At 63.2% G+C, this 16,856-nt stretch carries 14 protein-coding genes; 13 read left to right on the top strand and 1 reads right to left on the bottom strand.

From position 1 onward, the window contains the following. The first annotated feature begins 3 nt into the window (after window positions 1–3). From algK to H7995_RS08875, 11 genes are all read left to right on the top strand, one after another. Complete coding sequence (gene algK / locus H7995_RS08925) at window positions 4–1,545, top strand: alginate biosynthesis TPR repeat lipoprotein AlgK (protein WP_425312221.1); 1,542 nt, start codon at window positions 4–6, stop codon at window positions 1,543–1,545. Then, a complete protein-coding gene (locus H7995_RS08920; RefSeq protein WP_166588680.1) occupies window positions 1,542–3,029 on the top strand; it encodes an alginate export family protein in 1,488 nt (495 codons plus the stop codon). The genes algK and H7995_RS08920 overlap by 4 nt, the downstream gene beginning before the upstream one ends. Next, window positions 3,029–4,636: a mannuronan 5-epimerase AlgG gene (gene algG, locus H7995_RS08915; RefSeq protein WP_371927738.1), complete on the top strand. Its 1,608-nt coding sequence runs from the start codon at window positions 3,029–3,031 to the stop codon at window positions 4,634–4,636. The genes H7995_RS08920 and algG overlap by 1 nt, the downstream gene beginning before the upstream one ends. Window positions 4,637–4,647: 11 nt before the next feature. Continuing rightward, complete coding sequence (locus H7995_RS08910; RefSeq protein WP_166588682.1) at window positions 4,648–6,096, top strand: alginate O-acetyltransferase; 1,449 nt, start codon at window positions 4,648–4,650, stop codon at window positions 6,094–6,096. Between the two features lie 8 nt (window positions 6,097–6,104). Next, complete coding sequence (locus H7995_RS08905; RefSeq protein WP_185818251.1) at window positions 6,105–7,229, top strand: mannuronate-specific alginate lyase; 1,125 nt, start codon at window positions 6,105–6,107, stop codon at window positions 7,227–7,229. 200 nt (window positions 7,230–7,429) lie between these two features. Next, window positions 7,430–8,908 (top strand): MBOAT family O-acyltransferase, encoded by a 1,479-nt coding sequence (locus tag H7995_RS08900; RefSeq protein ID WP_185818250.1) that lies wholly within the window; start codon window positions 7,430–7,432, stop codon window positions 8,906–8,908. Window positions 8,909–8,919: 11 nt separating this feature from the next. Further along, window positions 8,920–10,095: an alginate O-acetyltransferase gene (locus H7995_RS08895; RefSeq protein ID WP_166588685.1), complete on the top strand. Its 1,176-nt coding sequence runs from the start codon at window positions 8,920–8,922 to the stop codon at window positions 10,093–10,095. Window positions 10,096–10,110: 15 nt separating this feature from the next. Further along, on the top strand, window positions 10,111–10,764 hold the full coding sequence (locus tag H7995_RS08890) for an alginate O-acetyltransferase AlgF (protein WP_166588686.1): 654 nt from the start codon (window positions 10,111–10,113) through the stop codon (window positions 10,762–10,764). 149 nt (window positions 10,765–10,913) lie between these two features. Next, entirely contained in the window at window positions 10,914–12,365 is a 1,452-nt protein-coding gene (locus H7995_RS08885; protein ID WP_166588687.1) for a mannose-1-phosphate guanylyltransferase/mannose-6-phosphate isomerase, read from the top strand. A 151-nt stretch (window positions 12,366–12,516) separates the two neighbouring features. Further along, on the top strand, window positions 12,517–12,981 hold the full coding sequence (locus tag H7995_RS08880; protein WP_166588688.1) for a multidrug transporter: 465 nt from the start codon (window positions 12,517–12,519) through the stop codon (window positions 12,979–12,981). Between the two features lie 35 nt (window positions 12,982–13,016). Then, the gene (locus H7995_RS08875) at window positions 13,017–13,841 is read left to right on the top strand and encodes an SDR family oxidoreductase (RefSeq protein WP_185818249.1); all 825 of its coding nucleotides are present in this window, start codon (window positions 13,017–13,019) and stop codon (window positions 13,839–13,841) included. Between the two features lie 94 nt (window positions 13,842–13,935). Here the strand turns inward: H7995_RS08875 and H7995_RS08870 are convergent, their stop codons facing one another. After that, window positions 13,936–14,817, bottom strand: a complete 882-nt coding sequence (locus H7995_RS08870) for a LysR family transcriptional regulator (RefSeq protein ID WP_166588690.1) — start codon at window positions 14,815–14,817, stop codon at window positions 13,936–13,938. Window positions 14,818–14,927: 110 nt separating this feature from the next. Here H7995_RS08870 and H7995_RS08865 point away from each other — a divergent pair, with 110 nt between their 5' ends. Continuing rightward, a complete protein-coding gene (locus H7995_RS08865; RefSeq protein ID WP_182343584.1) occupies window positions 14,928–16,163 on the top strand; it encodes an MFS transporter in 1,236 nt (411 codons plus the stop codon). Further along, window positions 16,163–16,558 carry a DUF4440 domain-containing protein gene (locus H7995_RS08860; protein ID WP_182343582.1) on the top strand — a complete coding sequence of 132 codons (396 nt, stop codon included), beginning with the start codon at window positions 16,163–16,165 and terminating at the stop codon, window positions 16,556–16,558. Before H7995_RS08865 ends, H7995_RS08860 begins: the two co-directional genes overlap by 1 nt. Window positions 16,559–16,856 lie beyond the last annotated feature (298 nt).

Below are 16,856 nucleotides of genomic sequence, written 5' to 3'. Positions count from 1 at the left end.
GACATGCCTGTGATCACGCCCCCATTCCAAAGAACACCGCAGCCTCTGTGGGAGCGAGCCATTGTGGGAGCGGGCTTGCCCGCGAAAGCAGCGCCTCGGTCCGCCGGGCACACCCAACCATGCCCATCGCGGGCAAGCCCGGCGCCCACAAAAGCCTATTTGCACAAGGGTTATGCGTTCTGCGCACTGGCCCTGGCCATCGGCCTCAGTGGCTGCGCCGGCCTGCCCGACCAACGCCTGGCCAATGAAGCCCTGAAGCGTGGCGACACGGCGCTGGCGCAGCAGAACTACCAGCAACTGGCAGCGCTGGGTTACAGCGAAGCCCAGGTTGGCCTGGCGGACCTGCAAGTGCAAACCCGTGACCCGGCGCAGATCAAGGCCGCCGAAGCCACTTACCGTGCCGCCGCCCAAACCTCGCCGCGTGCCCAGGCCCGCCTGGGCCGCCTGCTGGTGGCCAAGCCAGGGTCCAGCGAATCCGAGCAGCACGAAGCCGAGGGCCTGCTGAAAAAGGCCTTCGCCAACGGCGAGGTCAATACCCTGATCCCACTGGCGATGCTGTACCTGCAATATCCCCACAGCTTTCCAGACGTGAATGCACAGCAGCAGATCAGCCAATGGCGCAGCGCCGGTTACCCACAAGCCGGCTTGGCCCAGGTGCTGCTGTATCGCACCCAGGGCACCTACGACCAGCACCTGGATGACGTCGAGAAAATCTGCAAAGCCGAGCTCAACAGCACCGACATCTGCTACGTCGAATTGGCCACGGTCTATCAGAAACGTGCCCAACCCGAACAGCAGGCCGAACTGCTCAAGCAACTGCAGGCCGGCTTCAGCCGCGGCACCGTGTCGGCGCAGCGCATCGACAGCGTGGCGCGGGTCCTGGCGGATGCCAGCCTCGGCACCCCGGACGAAAAAACCGCCCAGGCCATGCTGGAGCAGATCGCCCCCGCCTACCCCGCCGCCTGGGTCAGCCTGGCCCAGTTGCTCTACGACTTCCCTGAACTGGGGGATGTCGACACGCTGATGGAGTACCTGGAAAACGGCCGCGCCGCCGACCAGCCACGGGCCGAACTGCTGTTGGGCAAACTCTACTACGACGGCAAGTGGGTGCCGGCAGACGCCCAGCAGGCGCAAGCGCATTTCCAGAAAGCCGTGGGCCGGGAAGTCGCCGCCGACTACTACCTCGGCCAGATCTACCGCCGTGGCTACCTGGGCCAGGTCTATTCGCAAAAAGCCCTGGAGCACCTGCTGACCGCTGCGCGCAACGGCCAGAACAGCGCCGACTTCGCCATCGCCCAGCTGTTCTCCCAAGGCAAGGGCACCCAGCCCAACCTGCTCAACGCCTATGTCTTCAGCCAACTGGCCAAGGCCCAGAACACCCCGCAAGCCACTGAGCTGGCACAGACACTCGAAGCCCAATTGCCGCCCGCACAACGGGCTGAGGCGCAGCGCCTGTTGCAACAGGAACAGGCGATCCGTGGCGCCGTCAGCCAGACCCCCTTGAACGTGCAGGCCCTGCAAGAAGATGGTGAGGAATCCCTATGAAGTTGAATCCCTTTGTAAAGGCTGGCATCGGCCTGAGCTTCGCCCTGCTGTGGTCCTGCCCGACCCTGGCGGCGATGACTGATACCCAGCACATGGGCCTGGACGTGAAGATCACCGGTCAATCCGAAGATGACCGCGACCTGGGCACCGCCCCTGGCGGCGATGTCAACGGCGTGGGCCTGGACCTGCGTCCGTGGGTCTATGGCGAAAGCGGCAACTGGAGCGCCTACGCCATGGGCCAGGCCGTGACCTCCACCGACATCATCGAGACCGATACCCTGCAGCAGTCCGACACTGAAGGCACCCAGGGCAGCAACGACGACGGTCGCAAGAGCAAGAAGAACTACCTGGCCATGCGCGAGTTCTGGGTCGCTTACGGCGGCCTGACCCCCTACCCCGGCGAGGTCCTCAAGTTCGGTCGCCAGCGCCTGCGCAACGACGACGGGCAATGGCGCGACACCAACATCGAAGCGTTGAACTGGACCTTCGACACCACCCTGCTGAAAGCCAACGTCGGGGTCGCCGAACGCTTCAGCGAATACCGCACCGACCTCACCGAACTGTCCCCCCAGGACAAGGACCGCCTGCATGTGTTCGGCGACGTCGCGACTCAATGGACACCGGGGCAATGGGTCGGCCTGCGCGCCCATCACACCCATGACGACGGCAAGCTCGATTACCCGACACCGGGCGAAGCGAGCGAGGCCACCGACAAAAAACAGAATGGCGACCTGAGCTGGGTCGGCCTGGAAGCCAACAGCGACGCCTACAACTGGCGCAATACCAACCCGGTCAACTACTGGGCCAGCATTACCGGCATGTCGGGCGACCGCGACACGGTCAACCCGCTCAACGCCGATGGCAGCCGCCCGACCGAAGCCAAGCGCAGTGGCGATGTCGACGGCTGGGCCACTGACCTTGGGGTGCGCCTGCGCCTTGATCCGAAGTGGCAGGTTGGTGCCGCCTACGCCCGCTCCAGCGCCGACTACGAGCAGAACGGCCTGCAGAGCAACCGCTCCAACTACACCGGCACCCGCGCCCGGGTCCACCGTTTCGGCGAGGCCTTCCGTGGCGAAATGAACAACATGCAAAGCGCCACCCTGTTCGGCTCCTGGATGCTCCAGGACGACTACGACGCCAGCCTGGTCTACCACAAGTTCTGGCGCGTCGACGGCAACAAGCCGGTGGGCAGCAACGGCATCAATGCCGTGGACAACAACTACGACGACGTCACCGGCGCACTGCTGTCGAGCACCTCGCTGCCCCTGGAAGACGGCAACAAGGACCTCGGCCAGGAAGTCGACCTGGTGGTCACCAAGTACTTCAAGCAAGGCTTGCTGCCAGCCAGCCTGAGCAAGTCGATCGACGAGCCAGCGGCGCTGGTGCGCTTTCGTGGCGGCGTGTTCAAGCCCGGCGATGCCTACGGCAACCAGGTCGACTCGTACATGCACCGCGCATTCGTCGACGTGATCTGGCGCTTCTGATGCGAGCCGCCAAGGGAGTGCCCCGGATGAACAACCCCGCGATCAACCTGTTGGCCGCTGCCCTGCTGCTGGCAGGCAACGCTGCGTTCGCCAGCGTCGAGCCTGGCGCAGCGGTGGGCAAAAACCCGCCGGCGACCGTGGCCAAGGAGCTGCAACAGGCCAAGACCTACACCGTCAGCAGTGCGCCGACGGCGCCCCTGGAGCTGGCCGCGCCGACGCTGCCCGACCTGTCCGGCTACACCGCGCAAGCGGTGGAGGCGAAGATCGTGCGCAGCAAGGCCGGCAAGGTCAGCGTGCGGCGGATGATGCAGGAAGACGCGTTGAAGGACTTCATCGGCGGCGACAACAAGATGGCCGAATGGGTGGTGCGCCAACACGGCATCCCCCAGGCGATTTTCATCGACGACGGCTACCTCAACCTCAAGGACCTGAGCAAGCAGCTGCCCAAACAGTACTTCAGCGAAACCTCACCCGGGGTGTTCCTGGCCCGCCTGCCGATCGTGGTCGGGGCCAAGGGCATCCTCGACATCGACAAACAGACCCAAGAATTGCGCCTGTCCGAGGAAGCCGGCTCGTTCCTGGTCAACGACGGCCAGTTGTTTGTGCGCGACAGCAAAATCACCGGCTGGCGCGAGAAAACCAACGGCCCGGCCACCTTCCGCTCACCCAAGGAATTCCGCCCGTTCCTGCTGGCCTGGGGCGGCACCCAGACCTACATCGTCAACAGCCAGATGGCCAGCTTCGGCTACGCCAACAGCAAGTCCTACGGGGTCAGTATTTCCCAGTACACGCCGAACATGGCCAAGGTGCTCAAGCGCCCTGAGCCGACCGGCTGGATCGTCGACTCCGAGTTCTCGGACATGTGGTACGGCTTCTACTGCTATGAAACCCGCGACTTCGTAGTCAAGGGCAACACCTACAAAGACAACATCGTCTACGGCATCGACCCCCATGACCGCTCCCACGGGCTGATCATTGCCGACAACACCGTGCATGGCACCAAGAAGAAGCACGGGATCATCATTTCCCGGGAAGTGAACGACAGCTTCATCTTCAACAACCGCAGCTACGACAACAAACTGTCGGGGCTGGTGATCGACCGTAACAGCGTCAACAACCTGGTGGCCTACAACGAGATCTACCGCAACCACACCGACGGCATCACCCTCTACGAGAGTGGCGACAACCTGCTGTGGGGCAACAAGGTCATCAACAACCGGCGCCACGGCATCCGCATTCGTAACAGCGTGAACATCCGCCTCTACGAAAACATCGCCATGGCCAACGGCCTGACCGGGGTCTACGGCCACATCAAGGACCTTTCCGACACCGACCGCGACATCGAACTCGACCCGTTCGACGCCCAGGTGTCGCTGATCGTGGTCGGCGGTGAACTGGCCGCCAACGGCAGCGGACCGCTGTCCATCGACTCGCCGCTGAGCGTCGAGCTGTACCGGGTGTCGATGCTTGCCCCGACCAAATCCAGTGGCATCAGCTTCTCGGGGATCCTCGGCGAACGCCAGGACGAAATCCTCGACCTGCTGGTGCGCCAGCAAAAAGCCGTGCTGATCGACCCCGTCGAACGCCAGACCGAAATGCGCGACTGAGGATGACATCCATGAAACCCCACTTGATCAAACTGCTCGGCCTCACCGGCCTGGCCGCCGCCCTGTTCAGCGTCAGTGACGCGGCCAGCGCCGATGCCGCCAAGGCGCCGAACTTCAGCGCCGAGCCGTGCTGCAACCTGTGCCCCGAAGCCCATGACGCGAAGAACTACACCACCCGCTACCAGCAGAACTTCACCACCCTGGTACAAGCCCAGGGCGACTGGCTATTCCGTACCCAGGAAGACCTGCGCACCGAATTCACCACCACGCCGGCGGGCTTTCGCCGTCTCAAGCAACTGCGCGAAGCCTTCAAGAGCAAGGGCATTGAACTGGTGGTGGTCTACCAGCCGACCCGTGGCCTGGTGAACCGCAACAAGCTCAACCCACAAGAGAAAGCCGCGTTCGATTACGACAAGGCCCTGAAAAACTACCAGGGCATGCTCGCTCGTTTTGCCGAGATGGGCTACGTGGTGCCGGACCTCTCGCCGCTGACCAACGAGGCACTGCCCGAGACCCTGCCGGCCCATGACTTCTACTTCCGTGGCGACCAGCACTGGACCCCTTATGGCGCCCAGCGCACGGCAAAAATCGTCGCCGAGAAGGTCAAGCACCTGCCCGGGTTCGCCGACATTCCCAAGCGCGAATTCGAGACCAGGAAGTCCGGGCGCATGGGCAAGACCGGCACCCTGCACAACATGGCCGGGCAACTGTGCGGCACCAGCTACGCCATCCAGTACATGGACCAGTTCACCACCGAGCCCAAGGGCGAGGCGGCGGACGGCGACCTGTTCAGCGATGCCGGCAACCCGCAGATCACCCTGGTCGGCACCAGCCACAGCGGCAAGAACTACAACTTCGCCGGTTTCCTGGAAGAGGCCATCGGCGCCGACATCCTCAACGTCGCCTTCCCCGGCGGTGGCCTGGAAGGTTCGATGCTGCAATACCTGGGCAGCGAAGAGTTCCAGAAGACCCCGCCGAAGATCCTCATCTGGGAGTTCTCGCCGCTGTATCGCCTGGACCAGGAAACCATCTACCGCCAGATGATGGCCCTGCTCGATAACGGTTGCGAAGGCAAGGACGCGCTCCTGAGCAGCCACTCGACCCTCAAGCCGGGCAAGAACGAGTTGATGGTCAACAGCCAGAACATGGACCTGCGCAACAGCAGCCATCAGATCGATATCCGCTTCGCCGACCCGTCGGTGAAAACCCTGCAAGCCACCCTCTGGTACATGAACGGTCGCCACGAGGACATCAAGATCGACAAACCGGAAACCTCCGACACCGACGGTCGCTTCGCCTTTGAACTGCGCACCGATGAAGACTGGGCCACGCAGAACCTGCTGGCCGTTGAAGTCCAGGGCCCGCAAGCGGGTGCTGCGCCACAGAAAGTCGAAGCGAAAATCTGCAAACGCAACGTGTTCCCGAGCACTGGGCAACGTACCGCCCAGGCCGGGCAATGAGGTCTGCCATGCACACTGCACAACGCAAAAAGCTCTGGGTACCGGCCCTGCTCAGCCTGGCGATGTTCGCCGGCGCCACCCAGGCCGCCGCACCACTGCGTCCGCCCCAGGGTTACTTTGCCCCAGTGGAAAAATTCAAGACTGGCGACAGCAGTGAAGGCTGCGACGCGGTGCCGACGCCGTACACCGGTGCCCTGCAATTTCGCAGCAAATACGAAGGCTCCGACAAGGCCCGTTCGACCCTGAATGTGCAATCGGAAAAAGCCTTCCGCGACACCACCGCCGACATCACCAAAATCGAGCGCGGCACCAGCAAGCGGGTCATGCAGTTCATGCGCGACGGTCGCCCGCAGCAACTGGAATGCACGCTGAACTGGCTGACCGCCTGGGCCCAGGCCGATGCGCTGATGTCCAGGGACTTCAACCACACCGGCAAGTCGATGCGCAAATGGGCGCTGGGCAGCATGGCTTCGGCCTACATCCGCCTGAAATTCTCCGACTCCCGTCCGCTGGCGAATCACCCGCAGCAAGCGCAGCAGATCGAAGCCTGGTTCAGCAAGATGGCCGATCAGGTGGTCAGCGACTGGAACGACCTGCCGCTGGAGAAAACCAACAACCACTCGTACTGGGCTGCCTGGTCGGTGATGGCCACCTCGGTCGCGACCAACCGCCGCGACCTGTTCGACTGGGCCGTGAAGGAGTTCAAGGTCGGCGCCAACCAGGTCGACGCCGAGGGTTTCCTGCCCAACGAGCTCAAGCGTCAGCAGCGAGCACTGGCCTACCACAACTACGCCCTGCCCCCCCTGGCGATGATCGCCAGCTTCGCCCAGGTCAACGGTGTCGACCTGCGCCAGGAAAACAACAGCGCGCTCAAGCGCCTGGGTGAGCGGGTGCTGGCCGGGGTCAAGGACCCGGACGAGTTCGAGCAGAAAAACGGCAAGGAGCAGGACATGACCGACCTCAAGGTCGACTCCAAATTCGCCTGGCTCGAACCCTACTGCTCGCTCTACAGCTGCTCGGCGGATGTGCTGGAGAAAAAGCACGGCATGCAGCCGTTCAAGTCCTTTCGCCTGGGTGGGGATCTGACCAAGGTCTATGACCCGGCCAATGACAAGGCTAACAAAGGGAGCTGACATAGATTCCCAATGAAATAGAGAACCTGTGGGAGCGGGCTTGCCCGCGATGGCGGTGTATCAGTCGACATCTTTGGTGAATGTCAGACCGAATCGCGGGCAAGCCCGCTCCCACAGTGAAGGTGTCGCCCTCCAGATTCTCATGGGGGGTTTGGGGGGCCGTTGGCCCTTGAATGTGAGTTCAACTAGGAGAGATCGGGATGGTGTTTTCATCCAACGTGTTCCTGTTTTTGTTCTTGCCGATCTTCCTCGGCTTGTACTACCTGAGCGGGCAACGCTATCGCAACCTGCTGCTGTTGATCGCCAGCTACGTGTTCTATGCCTGGTGGCGGGTGGACTTCCTCGCGCTGTTCGCCGCCGTCACGCTGTGGAACTACTGGATCGGCCTCAAGGTCGGTGCCGCCGGCGTGCGCACCAAGCCGGCCCAGCGCTGGTTGCTGCTGGGCGTGGGCGTGGACCTGTGCATCCTCGGCTACTTCAAGTACGCCAACTTCGGCGTCGACAGCATCAACGCCATGATGACCTCGGTGGGGCTGGAGCCGTTCATCCTGACCCACGTGCTGTTGCCGATCGGGATTTCGTTCTACATCTTCGAGTCCATCAGCTACATCATCGACGTCTACCGCGGCGACACGCCGGCCACCCGCAACCTGATCGACTTTGCGGCGTTCGTGGCGATCTTCCCGCACCTGATCGCCGGTCCCGTGCTGCGCTTTCGCGACCTCGCCGACCAGTTCAACCACCGCACCCACACCCTCGATAAATTCTCCGAGGGCTGCACGCGGTTCATGCAGGGTTTCATCAAGAAGGTGTTCATCGCCGACACCCTGGCGGTGGTCGCCGACCATTGTTTCGCCCTGCAGAACCCGACCACCGGCGACGCCTGGCTGGGCGCCCTGGCGTACACCGCGCAGCTGTACTTCGACTTCTCCGGCTACAGCGACATGGCCATCGGGCTGGGCTTGATGATGGGTTTCCGCTTCATGGAAAACTTCAAGCAGCCGTACATCAGCCAGTCGATCACCGAGTTCTGGCGGCGCTGGCACATCAGCCTGTCGACCTGGCTGCGCGACTACCTGTACATCACCCTGGGCGGCAATCGCAAAGGCACCCTGACCACCTACCGCAACCTGTTCCTGACCATGTTGCTTGGCGGGCTGTGGCATGGCGCCAACATCACCTACATCGTCTGGGGCGCGTGGCACGGCATGTGGCTGGCGATCGAAAAAGCCATCGGCCTGAACACCTCGCCGCACCGCTTCAACCCGATCCGCTGGGCCCTGACGTTCCTGCTGGTGGTAATGGGTTGGGTGATCTTCCGCGCCGAAAACCTGCACGTCGCCGGGCGCATGTACGGCGCGATGTTCAGCTTCAGCGACTGGTCGCTGTCGGAGCTCAACCGCGCCAGCCTGACCGGCCTGCAAGTGGCAACCCTGGTGGTGGCCTACGCGACCCTGGCGTTCTTTGGCCTGCGGGATTTCTACCGCAACCGCCCTGCCGCCCCCCAAGGCACAGCGGCCAAGCCGCCGCGCGGTGGTGACAGCCTGGTGCTGGCCAGTGGCGCGGTGGCGGTCTGGCCACGCTACGCCATGCGCGCCCTGGTGCTGCTGCTGTTCCTCGCCTCCATCCTGAAACTCTCGGCGCAAAGCTTCTCGCCGTTCCTTTACTTCCAGTTCTGAGGGCTCTGACCATGACCCGCTCATTACGCGTGTTCTACATCGCCCTGTTCCTGGTGACCCTGATGGTCCTGGGCCTGTGGTCGGTACGCAGCTTCTTCGGTTTCAGCACCAACGCCGAGGCGACCGTGCTCAACGGCCGCTGGAGCAAGGCCGTGGAAACCCACTACGACGAGCAGTTCCCGATCAAGCGCCTGGGCACCAACCTGTGGGCCGCGCTGGACTTCAAGCTGTTCAACGAAGGCCGTCCGGGCGTGGTGCTCGGGCGCGACCAGTGGTTGTACAGCGATGAAGAATTCAACCCGATCGTCAACGAAGAGCTGAACCTGCAAGGCAACTACGCGCTGGTCGAAGGCGTGCGCCAGACGCTGAAAGAGAAAGGCGTGCAACTGGTGATGGCGGTGGTGCCGGCCAAGGTGCGCCTGTACCCGGAACACCTCGCGGAGGTGAAGCCGGCCAGCATCCACGCCAACCTCTACCAGGATTTCCACCAGCGCCTGGCGGCTGACCGGATCCCTGCACCTGATTTGCTCGGCCCCTTGCAAGCGGCCAAGCACGCCGGCAAGCAAGTGTTCCTGCGCACTGACACCCACTGGACCCCGGAGGGTGCCGAGGTCGCCGCCAACCGCCTGGCCAAGACCATTGCCGACAAGTTCCCGCTGAGCGGTGCCCCGCAAGACTTCGTCACCCAACCCGCGCAGAACGTCACGCACAAGGGCGACCTGCGCCTGTTCCTGCCGCTGGACCCGCTGTTCGAAAACCTGATGCCGGCGCAAGAACCGCTGCACAAGCGCACCACCGTTGCCGCTTCCGACCAGCCCGCCGGTGACGACGCACTGTTCGCCAACACCGAAGTGCCCGTAGCGCTGATCGGCACCAGCTACAGCGCCAACCCCAACTGGAACTTCGTCGGTGCATTGCAGCAGGCCCTGCGCAGCGACGTGGTCAATTACGCCGAGGACGGCCACGGGCCGATCCTGCCGATGCTCAGTTACCTGAAAAGCGACGACTTCAAGAACAGCCCGCCCCAGGTGCTGATCTGGGAGTTTCCTGAACGTTATCTGCCCGTGAACAACGAAATCGGCGACGCCGACCCGCAGTGGGTCGCAGAACTCAAACAAGCCGGTGCGCGCCAACAGAACGTAGCCGCAAACACTCAATCCGAGACGCCCGACCGGGCGCAAAACTGAAAAGAGGTAACTCCCATGACTTGCACTTCCACTCCTCGTCGTCTCGCCAAAACCTTCGCCCTCGTTGCCGGCATGAGCATGCTGTCGTTGTCGGCCTTCGCCGGCGATGCCGCCCTCTACGGTCCCGTTGCGCCAAAGGGCTCGAGCTTCGTGCGCATCTACAACGCCAGCAACGCCGAAGTCAGCGCCACGGTCGGCAGCACCCAACTGAGCGAAGTTGCACCGCTGGCCAGCAGTGACTTCAGCTTCATGCCCGGCGGCGACTACAGCGCCAAGGTCGGCAGCCAGACCCTGCCGGTGAAGCTGGCCGCCGACCACTATTACACCCTGGTCAACAACGCCAGTGGCCAGCCACAACTGATCGAAGAACCGCCGTTCAAGAACAAGCAGAAGTCCCTGGTACGGGTGCAGAACCTCACCGACAAGGCCCTGACGCTGAAGACCGCCGATGGCAAGACCGAAGTGGTCAAGAGCGTCGCCGCCAAGGGCCGTGGCGAGCGGGAAATCAACCCGGTGAAAGTCAGCCTGGCGCTGTACGAGGGCGAGAAAAAAGTCGGCGACCTCAAGCCGGTCGCCCTGGAGCGCGGTGAAGCCGCGGTGCTGTACGTCACCGGCAACGGCAGCAGCCTGTCGCCTGTGTGGGTGAAGCGCCCGGTGTCGACCCGCTAATACATTTCCAGAAATGTCCTGGCTCTCTGTGGGAGCCGGCCTGCCGGCGATGCAGGCAACTCGGCTTTACCGGTGTACCGAGGTGATGCCATCGCTAGCAGGCTAGCTCCCACAAAGGCCTAATCAAACGATTGTCGAGGAGTAACACCATGATTCCAGTGATCTTGTCAGGTGGTAGCGGTTCACGTCTCTGGCCGCTTTCGCGTAAACAGTTCCCCAAGCAATTCCTCGCCCTGACCGGTGAGCACACGTTGTTCCAGCAGACCCTCGAGCGCCTGGTGTTCGAGGGCATGGACACGCCCATCGTGGTCTGCAACAAGGACCACCGTTTCATCGTCAATGAGCAACTGAGCACCCGCAAGCTGGAAGCCCAGCGCATCCTGATGGAACCCTTCGGACGCAACACCGCACCGGCCGTGGCGCTGACGGCGATGATGCTGGTCAACGAAGGGCGCGACGAGCTGATGCTGGTGCTGCCGGCCGACCACGTGCTCGAAGACCAGAAAGCCCTGCAACGCGCCCTGGCCCTGGCCACCGTGGCCGCCGAGCGTGGTGAGATGGTGCTGTTCGGCGTGCCGGCGACCAAACCGGAAACCGGCTATGGCTACATCAAGTCCTGCAACGATGCGCTGCTGCCCGAAGGCGTCAGCCGGGTTTCGCACTTCGTCGAAAAACCCGACGTCAAGCGCGCCACCGAGTTCGTCCAGGCCGGGGGCTACTTCTGGAACAGCGGCATGTTCCTGTTCCGCGCCAGCCGTTTCCTCGAAGAGCTGAAAAAACACGACCCGGACATCTACGACACCTGCCTGCTGACCCTCGAACGCAGTGAGCAGGATGCCGACACCCTGACCCTCGACGAAGCCACTTTCGCCTGCTGCCCGGACAACTCCATCGACTACGCCGTGATGGAAAAAACCCAGCGCGCCTGCGTGGTGCCGCTGACCGCCGGCTGGAGCGATGTCGGGTGCTGGTCGTCGTTGTGGGATGTGCACGAGAAAGACAGCAACGGCAACGTCAGCAAGGGCGACGTGGTGATCCAGGACAGCCGCAATTGCATGATCCACGGCAACGGCAAACTGGTGTCGGTGATCGGTCTGGACAACATCGTCGTGGTCGAGACCAAGGACGCCATGATGATCGCCCACAAGGACAAGGTCCAAGGCGTCAAGCAGATGGTCAACACCCTCAACGAACAGGGCCGCAGCGAAACCCAGAACCACTGCGAGGTTTACCGGCCGTGGGGCTCCTACGACTCGGTGGACATGGGCGGGCGTTTCCAGGTCAAGCACATCTCGGTCAAGCCGGGCGCGTGCCTGTCGTTGCAGATGCACCACCATCGCGCCGAACACTGGATCGTAGTCAGCGGCACGGCCGAGGTGACCTGCGATGAAAACGTGTTCCTGCTGACCGAAAACCAGTCGACCTACATCCCGATTGCCTCGGTGCATCGCCTGCGCAACCCGGGCAAGATCGCGCTGGAGATCATCGAGGTGCAATCGGGCAGCTACCTGGGCGAGGACGATATCGAGCGGTTCGAGGACATCTACGGACGCTCGACTCCGCTTGAGCGTGGGGTGTCGGTGAAGACCATCGCCCAGTAATCACAGGCAACAAACCAGCCCCCGTCCAGCCGACTGCGTCCCCTATCCGCAGTGGGTTGGGCGGGGGCTTTTTTGCGTCCCCAGCCAGCCTGATCGCCAACCTCCCCTACGCTTAGGTAGGATGCGGGTTCCCGCTTGCGAGGTTTGCTCCATGTTCATCGGCGTTTTGCTGGTCATTACCTGGTTGGTCCTATTGTTGCGTTACCCGGCCAAGGCCTTGCCTGTGTCATTGGCGGCGGCGCTCGGGTTGGGGTTGGTGGCTGTCTGGGTGGTGTGGCTGGACAACCGCGAGGCCAAGCAACTGGCGCGCCTGGAGTTGCGCATCACCTACGCCCCCGAGCAGTGCCCGGCGGACCGTCCCTTGCTGCTGACAATGAACAACGGCAACGCTGTGCCGCTGACCGAATTGCGTTGGCGGATCGCCGCCTATGCACCGGGCGATACGGTCAACCTGGCGGACAATCAATACGCCGCACCGCGCTACCGAGGTCCCGGCGAATTGCAGGCCGGCGCCCATTGGCAAGACTGCCTGCCAATGCCGCCACTGCGCCCTGGCTATCGCCCACACACCCTGGAGTTTCGCGCCGAGCGTTTGCAGGGTAGTTTCTCCGACTGAGCCCTCCCCCTCTTTTTTTGCACAAGGACCGCGCCATGCCCGTTGCGTTGATTACCGGATGTTCAAGCGGCATCGGCCGTGCCCTGGCCGATGTGTTCAAAGCCGCCGGCTACCAAGTCTGGGCCAGCGCCCGCAAGCCCGAAGACGTGGCAACCCTGACCGCCGCCGGTTTCACCGCCGTGCAACTGGACGTCAACGATGGCCCGGCGCTGGAACAGTTGAGCGAGCGCATCAACCAGCAGCATGGCGGCCTGGATGTGCTGATCAACAACGCGGGTTACGGTGCCATGGGCCCTCTGCTCGATGGAGGCGTACCGGCCATGCAGCGCCAGTTCGAAACCAATGTGTTCGCCATCGTTGGCGTCACGCGCGCAATGTTTCCCGTGCTACGTCGGACCAAAGGGCTGGTGGTGAACATCGGCAGTGTGTCTGGCGTCTTGGTCACGCCGTTCGCTGGTGCCTACTGCGCGTCCAAAGCCGCCGTGCATGCCTTGAGCGATGCCCTGCGCATGGAGCTGGCGCCGTTCGGTGTGCGGGTGATGGAAGTCCAGCCGGGGGCCATCGCCTCCAGCTTCGCCAAGAATGCCGGCCACGAAGCCGAGCGACTGATCAGCGAACAATCGCCGTGGTTCCCGCTGCGCGAAGGCATTCGCGCCCGGGCCAAGGCGTCCCAGGACAAGCCAACCGCCGCCAGCGAGTTCGCCGCCGACCTGCTCAAGGCCGTGCAGCAAGACCGACCTCCGCGCTTGCTGCGCGTGGGCAACGGCAGTCGCGCCCTGCCGCTGCTGGCGGCGTGGGTGCCCAAGGGCTTGCTGGAGTGGGTGTTGAAGAAGCGGTTTGGCTTGCGCGGGCAGCTCTGAAGGTCGAAAAGCATCGCGGGCAAGCCCGCTCCCACAGGAGAGGTGCAGGAGCAGGGCGTGCCCGCGATGGCGACCGAACAGGCACCTACCAACCTCAGCTCCATTCCTTCATGAAATCAATAAACGCCCGCACCTTCAGCGGCAGGTGCCGGGTGTCCGGGTACAAGGCATACACCCCCTGCTGGGCAAACCGGTGATCGGGCAACAAGCGTTGCAAGCGGCCCTGCTGCAGATCCTCGGCGATCAGCCATTCAGGCAGAATCGCCACCCCCTGCCCCGTCAGGGCAAATGCCCGCAGGGTGGCCGAGTTGTCGGCGATGATCGCGGTCTTTCCAGGTTGAGGTTGATAGACATGCTCAGTGCCCGCGGGGTCGGTGACCGTCAACTCGGGCACCCGCCCGTGCCCCAGGGTCGGCAGTGCCTCCAGCTCGGCCAGGCGGGTCACTGGGCCGTGGCGTTCGAGCAGCGTGCGCGTCGCCACCGGGTAAATCTCGAAGGTCGACAACTGCACGGCGCGCAGGTTGGAGTCGTGCATACGCCCCAGACGAATCGCCACGTCAAACCGCTCGGAAATCAGGTCGGCATGGGTCGAGGACGTCGATAAGTGAATGTTCAACTGCGGATGCTGCTGGCGGAACACCTCCAACGCGGCCACCACCTGGGCCAGGGCAAACTCCAGGGTGGTGGTGATCCGCAGCGTGCCCTTGAGCTGGGTGTGCTCGGAGCGCGCCTCCTCGATCGCCAGGCGTGCTTCATCCAGGGTGCGCAAGCAGCGCAGATAAAAGCGCTCACCGGCATCGGTCAGCGCCAGTTGCCGGGTGCTGCGGGTCAGCAGGGTCACCCCCAACTCGGCTTCCAGACGCTTGAGGTTGAAGCTGACCACCGCCCGGGTTTGCCCCAGCAGATCGGCTGCGGCGGTCAACGAGCCGGCCTCGACGACGGCCTTGAAGGTATCGAAACGGTCCAGGCTGACCATGTTGACGGCGTTCCTTGTCAAAATAATTTTGACAAACTAGCAGGCAAATCAGTGTTTCTCTAGCATTTGCAGCGCACTACCCTGCCCGTCTCTTGGACCGGGAAGTTGTCATGGCCTATCGCTGGAAAGTCGCATTGGTGTATCTGCTGGGGTTCGCCCTCGACCTGATGAACATGTTCGTCGCCAGCATCGCCTACCCCGACATCGCGCTGCAATTGCACGCCTCGGTGACCCAACTGGCGTGGATCAGCAACGCCTACATGCTCGGCCTGACCCTGATCATTCCACTGAGTGTGTGGCTGGCGGCGCGGTTCGGCGAACGCCGGCTGATCCTCGCGTCACTGCTGCTGTTCGGCTGCGCGTCGCTGTTGGTGGCCGGTGCCCAGTCGATTGAAGCGCTGATCGGCTGGCGGCTGCTGCAAGGGCTCAGTGGCGGGCTGTTGATCCCCCTCGGCCAGGCCTTGGCGTTTCGCCAATTCCCGGCGCAACAACGGGCCCAACTGACCACCTGGGTGATGTCGGTGGCGTTGCTGGTGCCCGCGCTGTCGCCGGCCGCGGGTGGGCTGATCGTGCAAGCGCTGTCGTGGCGCTGGGTGTTCTACCTGAATCTGCCGCTGACCCTGCTGGCGCTGGTGCTCGCGGCCTGTTGGCTGCAGGCCGACGCGCCGCGGGCCACGCAGCGTGCCCAGGATAGCGCGGGCAATCTGTCGGCCTGGCTCGATCTTCAGCTGTTGCACAGCCCGTCCCTGCGGCTGGCCATGTGGGTCTACCTGTTGATTCCCGGCGTGTTCATCGGCACCAGCCTGATCGCTGTGCTGTACCTGCACCAACAAGGTTGGGGTAACGCGCAGATCGGCGCCCTGATGCTGCCGTGGGCGCTGGGCTCGGCGCTGGCGATTGCCGTCGGCAAACGCGGGTTCAACCGCTGGGGCCCCAAGCCGTTGCTGGTGGTTGGCGCCCTGCTGCAAAGCCTGGGCATTGGCCTGCTGGTGCTGATCGAGCAACCGCAAGGCTGGCTGCCGGTGCTGGCCTATGCCCTGATGGGCCTGGGCGGCAGCCTGTGCAGCAGTTGCGCGCAGACCCTGGCCTTTATCGACATTCTTCCTGCCCGTATGAACCACGCCAGCGCCCTGTGGAACATCAATCGGCAACTGAGTTTCTGCCTCGGCGGCGCCGTGCTGAGTGGATTGCTCAGCGTCCTCGGCCCGCACTCGGCGCATGCCTTCGAGCGCTGTTTTCTGGCTGCCGCACTGCTCTCGCTGGTACCGCTGTGGGCCGTGCTGCGCTTTGATTCATCGGGCGTGAAAGCGCTCGTCACCGCCCACCCACTCCTGGAAAAAAGCTGATGAACGACTATCGCGATTACGTTACTGAAGTCACCCAGACCCTGGTCGACATTGAGCAATGGTTCGCCGGCACCCCCGATCGGGGCGTACTGGACCGCCTGCTGGCGCGCTTCTCCCCGCAGTTCTCGATGATTGCTCCCAACGGCAACAGCCTGGACTTTGGGGCCTTGCAGCAACTGTTCGAAACCCTGGGCGGTGCGCGTGCGGGGATGCGCATCGAGTTAAGCGAAATGCACGGGCTCGACCAGCATGCCCACGGCGCCACCCTCAGCTACCGCGAGTTGCAGTCGGATGCCAGCGGGGTCCTCAATGATCGCCGGGCCACGGCGGTGATCGAGAAACTGCCGTCAGGCCAACTGCGGTGGCGGCATTTGCACGAAACCTTCTGCCAATGACGGGGTGCCCGTAGCCGCTGTCGAGCCCGCGATATCCATAGGTATCTACCCAACTTTGTAGCGGCCTGTGGCGAGGGAGGAGCTTGCTACCGTGGCGGCCTCTGGGCTTCTGGCGTGTTGGATTAGGCGGAGTACATATCCATTTCTTCGGTAACGGCTGATATGGGTTCCGCTCTTACAGCGGCTCACTTTTGAGAGCCCAAAAGTAAGCAAAAGGCTCTTGCCCCACCACTTGGCACCTCGCCTGGGCTCGGTGTGCCCTCACTCCGGCTTGAATCCGTGGGCCGCCGCCACGCGC

Origin of the sequence: Pseudomonas kielensis (assembly GCF_014236655.1) — a bacterium.
GTDB classification, from domain to species: Bacteria; Pseudomonadota; Gammaproteobacteria; order Pseudomonadales; family Pseudomonadaceae; genus Aquipseudomonas; species Aquipseudomonas kielensis.
Note: the sequence above shows the minus strand (reverse complement) of the source record. Positions and strands in the feature narration are given on the sequence as shown.

Bases quoted from the DNA above. Each gene is read 5' to 3' on its own strand.
- algK (WP_425312221.1), top strand. From the start codon at position 4: ATGCCTGTGATCACGCCCCCATTCCAAAGAACACCGCAGCCTCTGTGG.
- H7995_RS08920 (WP_166588680.1), top strand. From the start codon at position 1,542: ATGAAGTTGAATCCCTTTGTAAAGGCTGGCATCGGCCTGAGCTTCGCC.
- algG (WP_371927738.1), top strand. From the start codon at position 3,029: ATGCGAGCCGCCAAGGGAGTGCCCCGGATGAACAACCCCGCGATCAAC.
- H7995_RS08910 (WP_166588682.1), top strand. From the start codon at position 4,648: ATGAAACCCCACTTGATCAAACTGCTCGGCCTCACCGGCCTGGCCGCC.
- H7995_RS08905 (WP_185818251.1), top strand. From the start codon at position 6,105: ATGCACACTGCACAACGCAAAAAGCTCTGGGTACCGGCCCTGCTCAGC.
- H7995_RS08900 (WP_185818250.1), top strand. From the start codon at position 7,430: ATGGTGTTTTCATCCAACGTGTTCCTGTTTTTGTTCTTGCCGATCTTC.
- H7995_RS08895 (WP_166588685.1), top strand. From the start codon at position 8,920: ATGACCCGCTCATTACGCGTGTTCTACATCGCCCTGTTCCTGGTGACC.
- H7995_RS08890 (WP_166588686.1), top strand. From the start codon at position 10,111: ATGACTTGCACTTCCACTCCTCGTCGTCTCGCCAAAACCTTCGCCCTC.
- H7995_RS08885 (WP_166588687.1), top strand. From the start codon at position 10,914: ATGATTCCAGTGATCTTGTCAGGTGGTAGCGGTTCACGTCTCTGGCCG.
- H7995_RS08880 (WP_166588688.1), top strand. From the start codon at position 12,517: ATGTTCATCGGCGTTTTGCTGGTCATTACCTGGTTGGTCCTATTGTTG.
- H7995_RS08875 (WP_185818249.1), top strand. From the start codon at position 13,017: ATGCCCGTTGCGTTGATTACCGGATGTTCAAGCGGCATCGGCCGTGCC.
- H7995_RS08870 (WP_166588690.1), bottom strand. From the start codon at position 14,817: ATGGTCAGCCTGGACCGTTTCGATACCTTCAAGGCCGTCGTCGAGGCC.
- H7995_RS08865 (WP_182343584.1), top strand. From the start codon at position 14,928: ATGGCCTATCGCTGGAAAGTCGCATTGGTGTATCTGCTGGGGTTCGCC.
- H7995_RS08860 (WP_182343582.1), top strand. From the start codon at position 16,163: ATGAACGACTATCGCGATTACGTTACTGAAGTCACCCAGACCCTGGTC.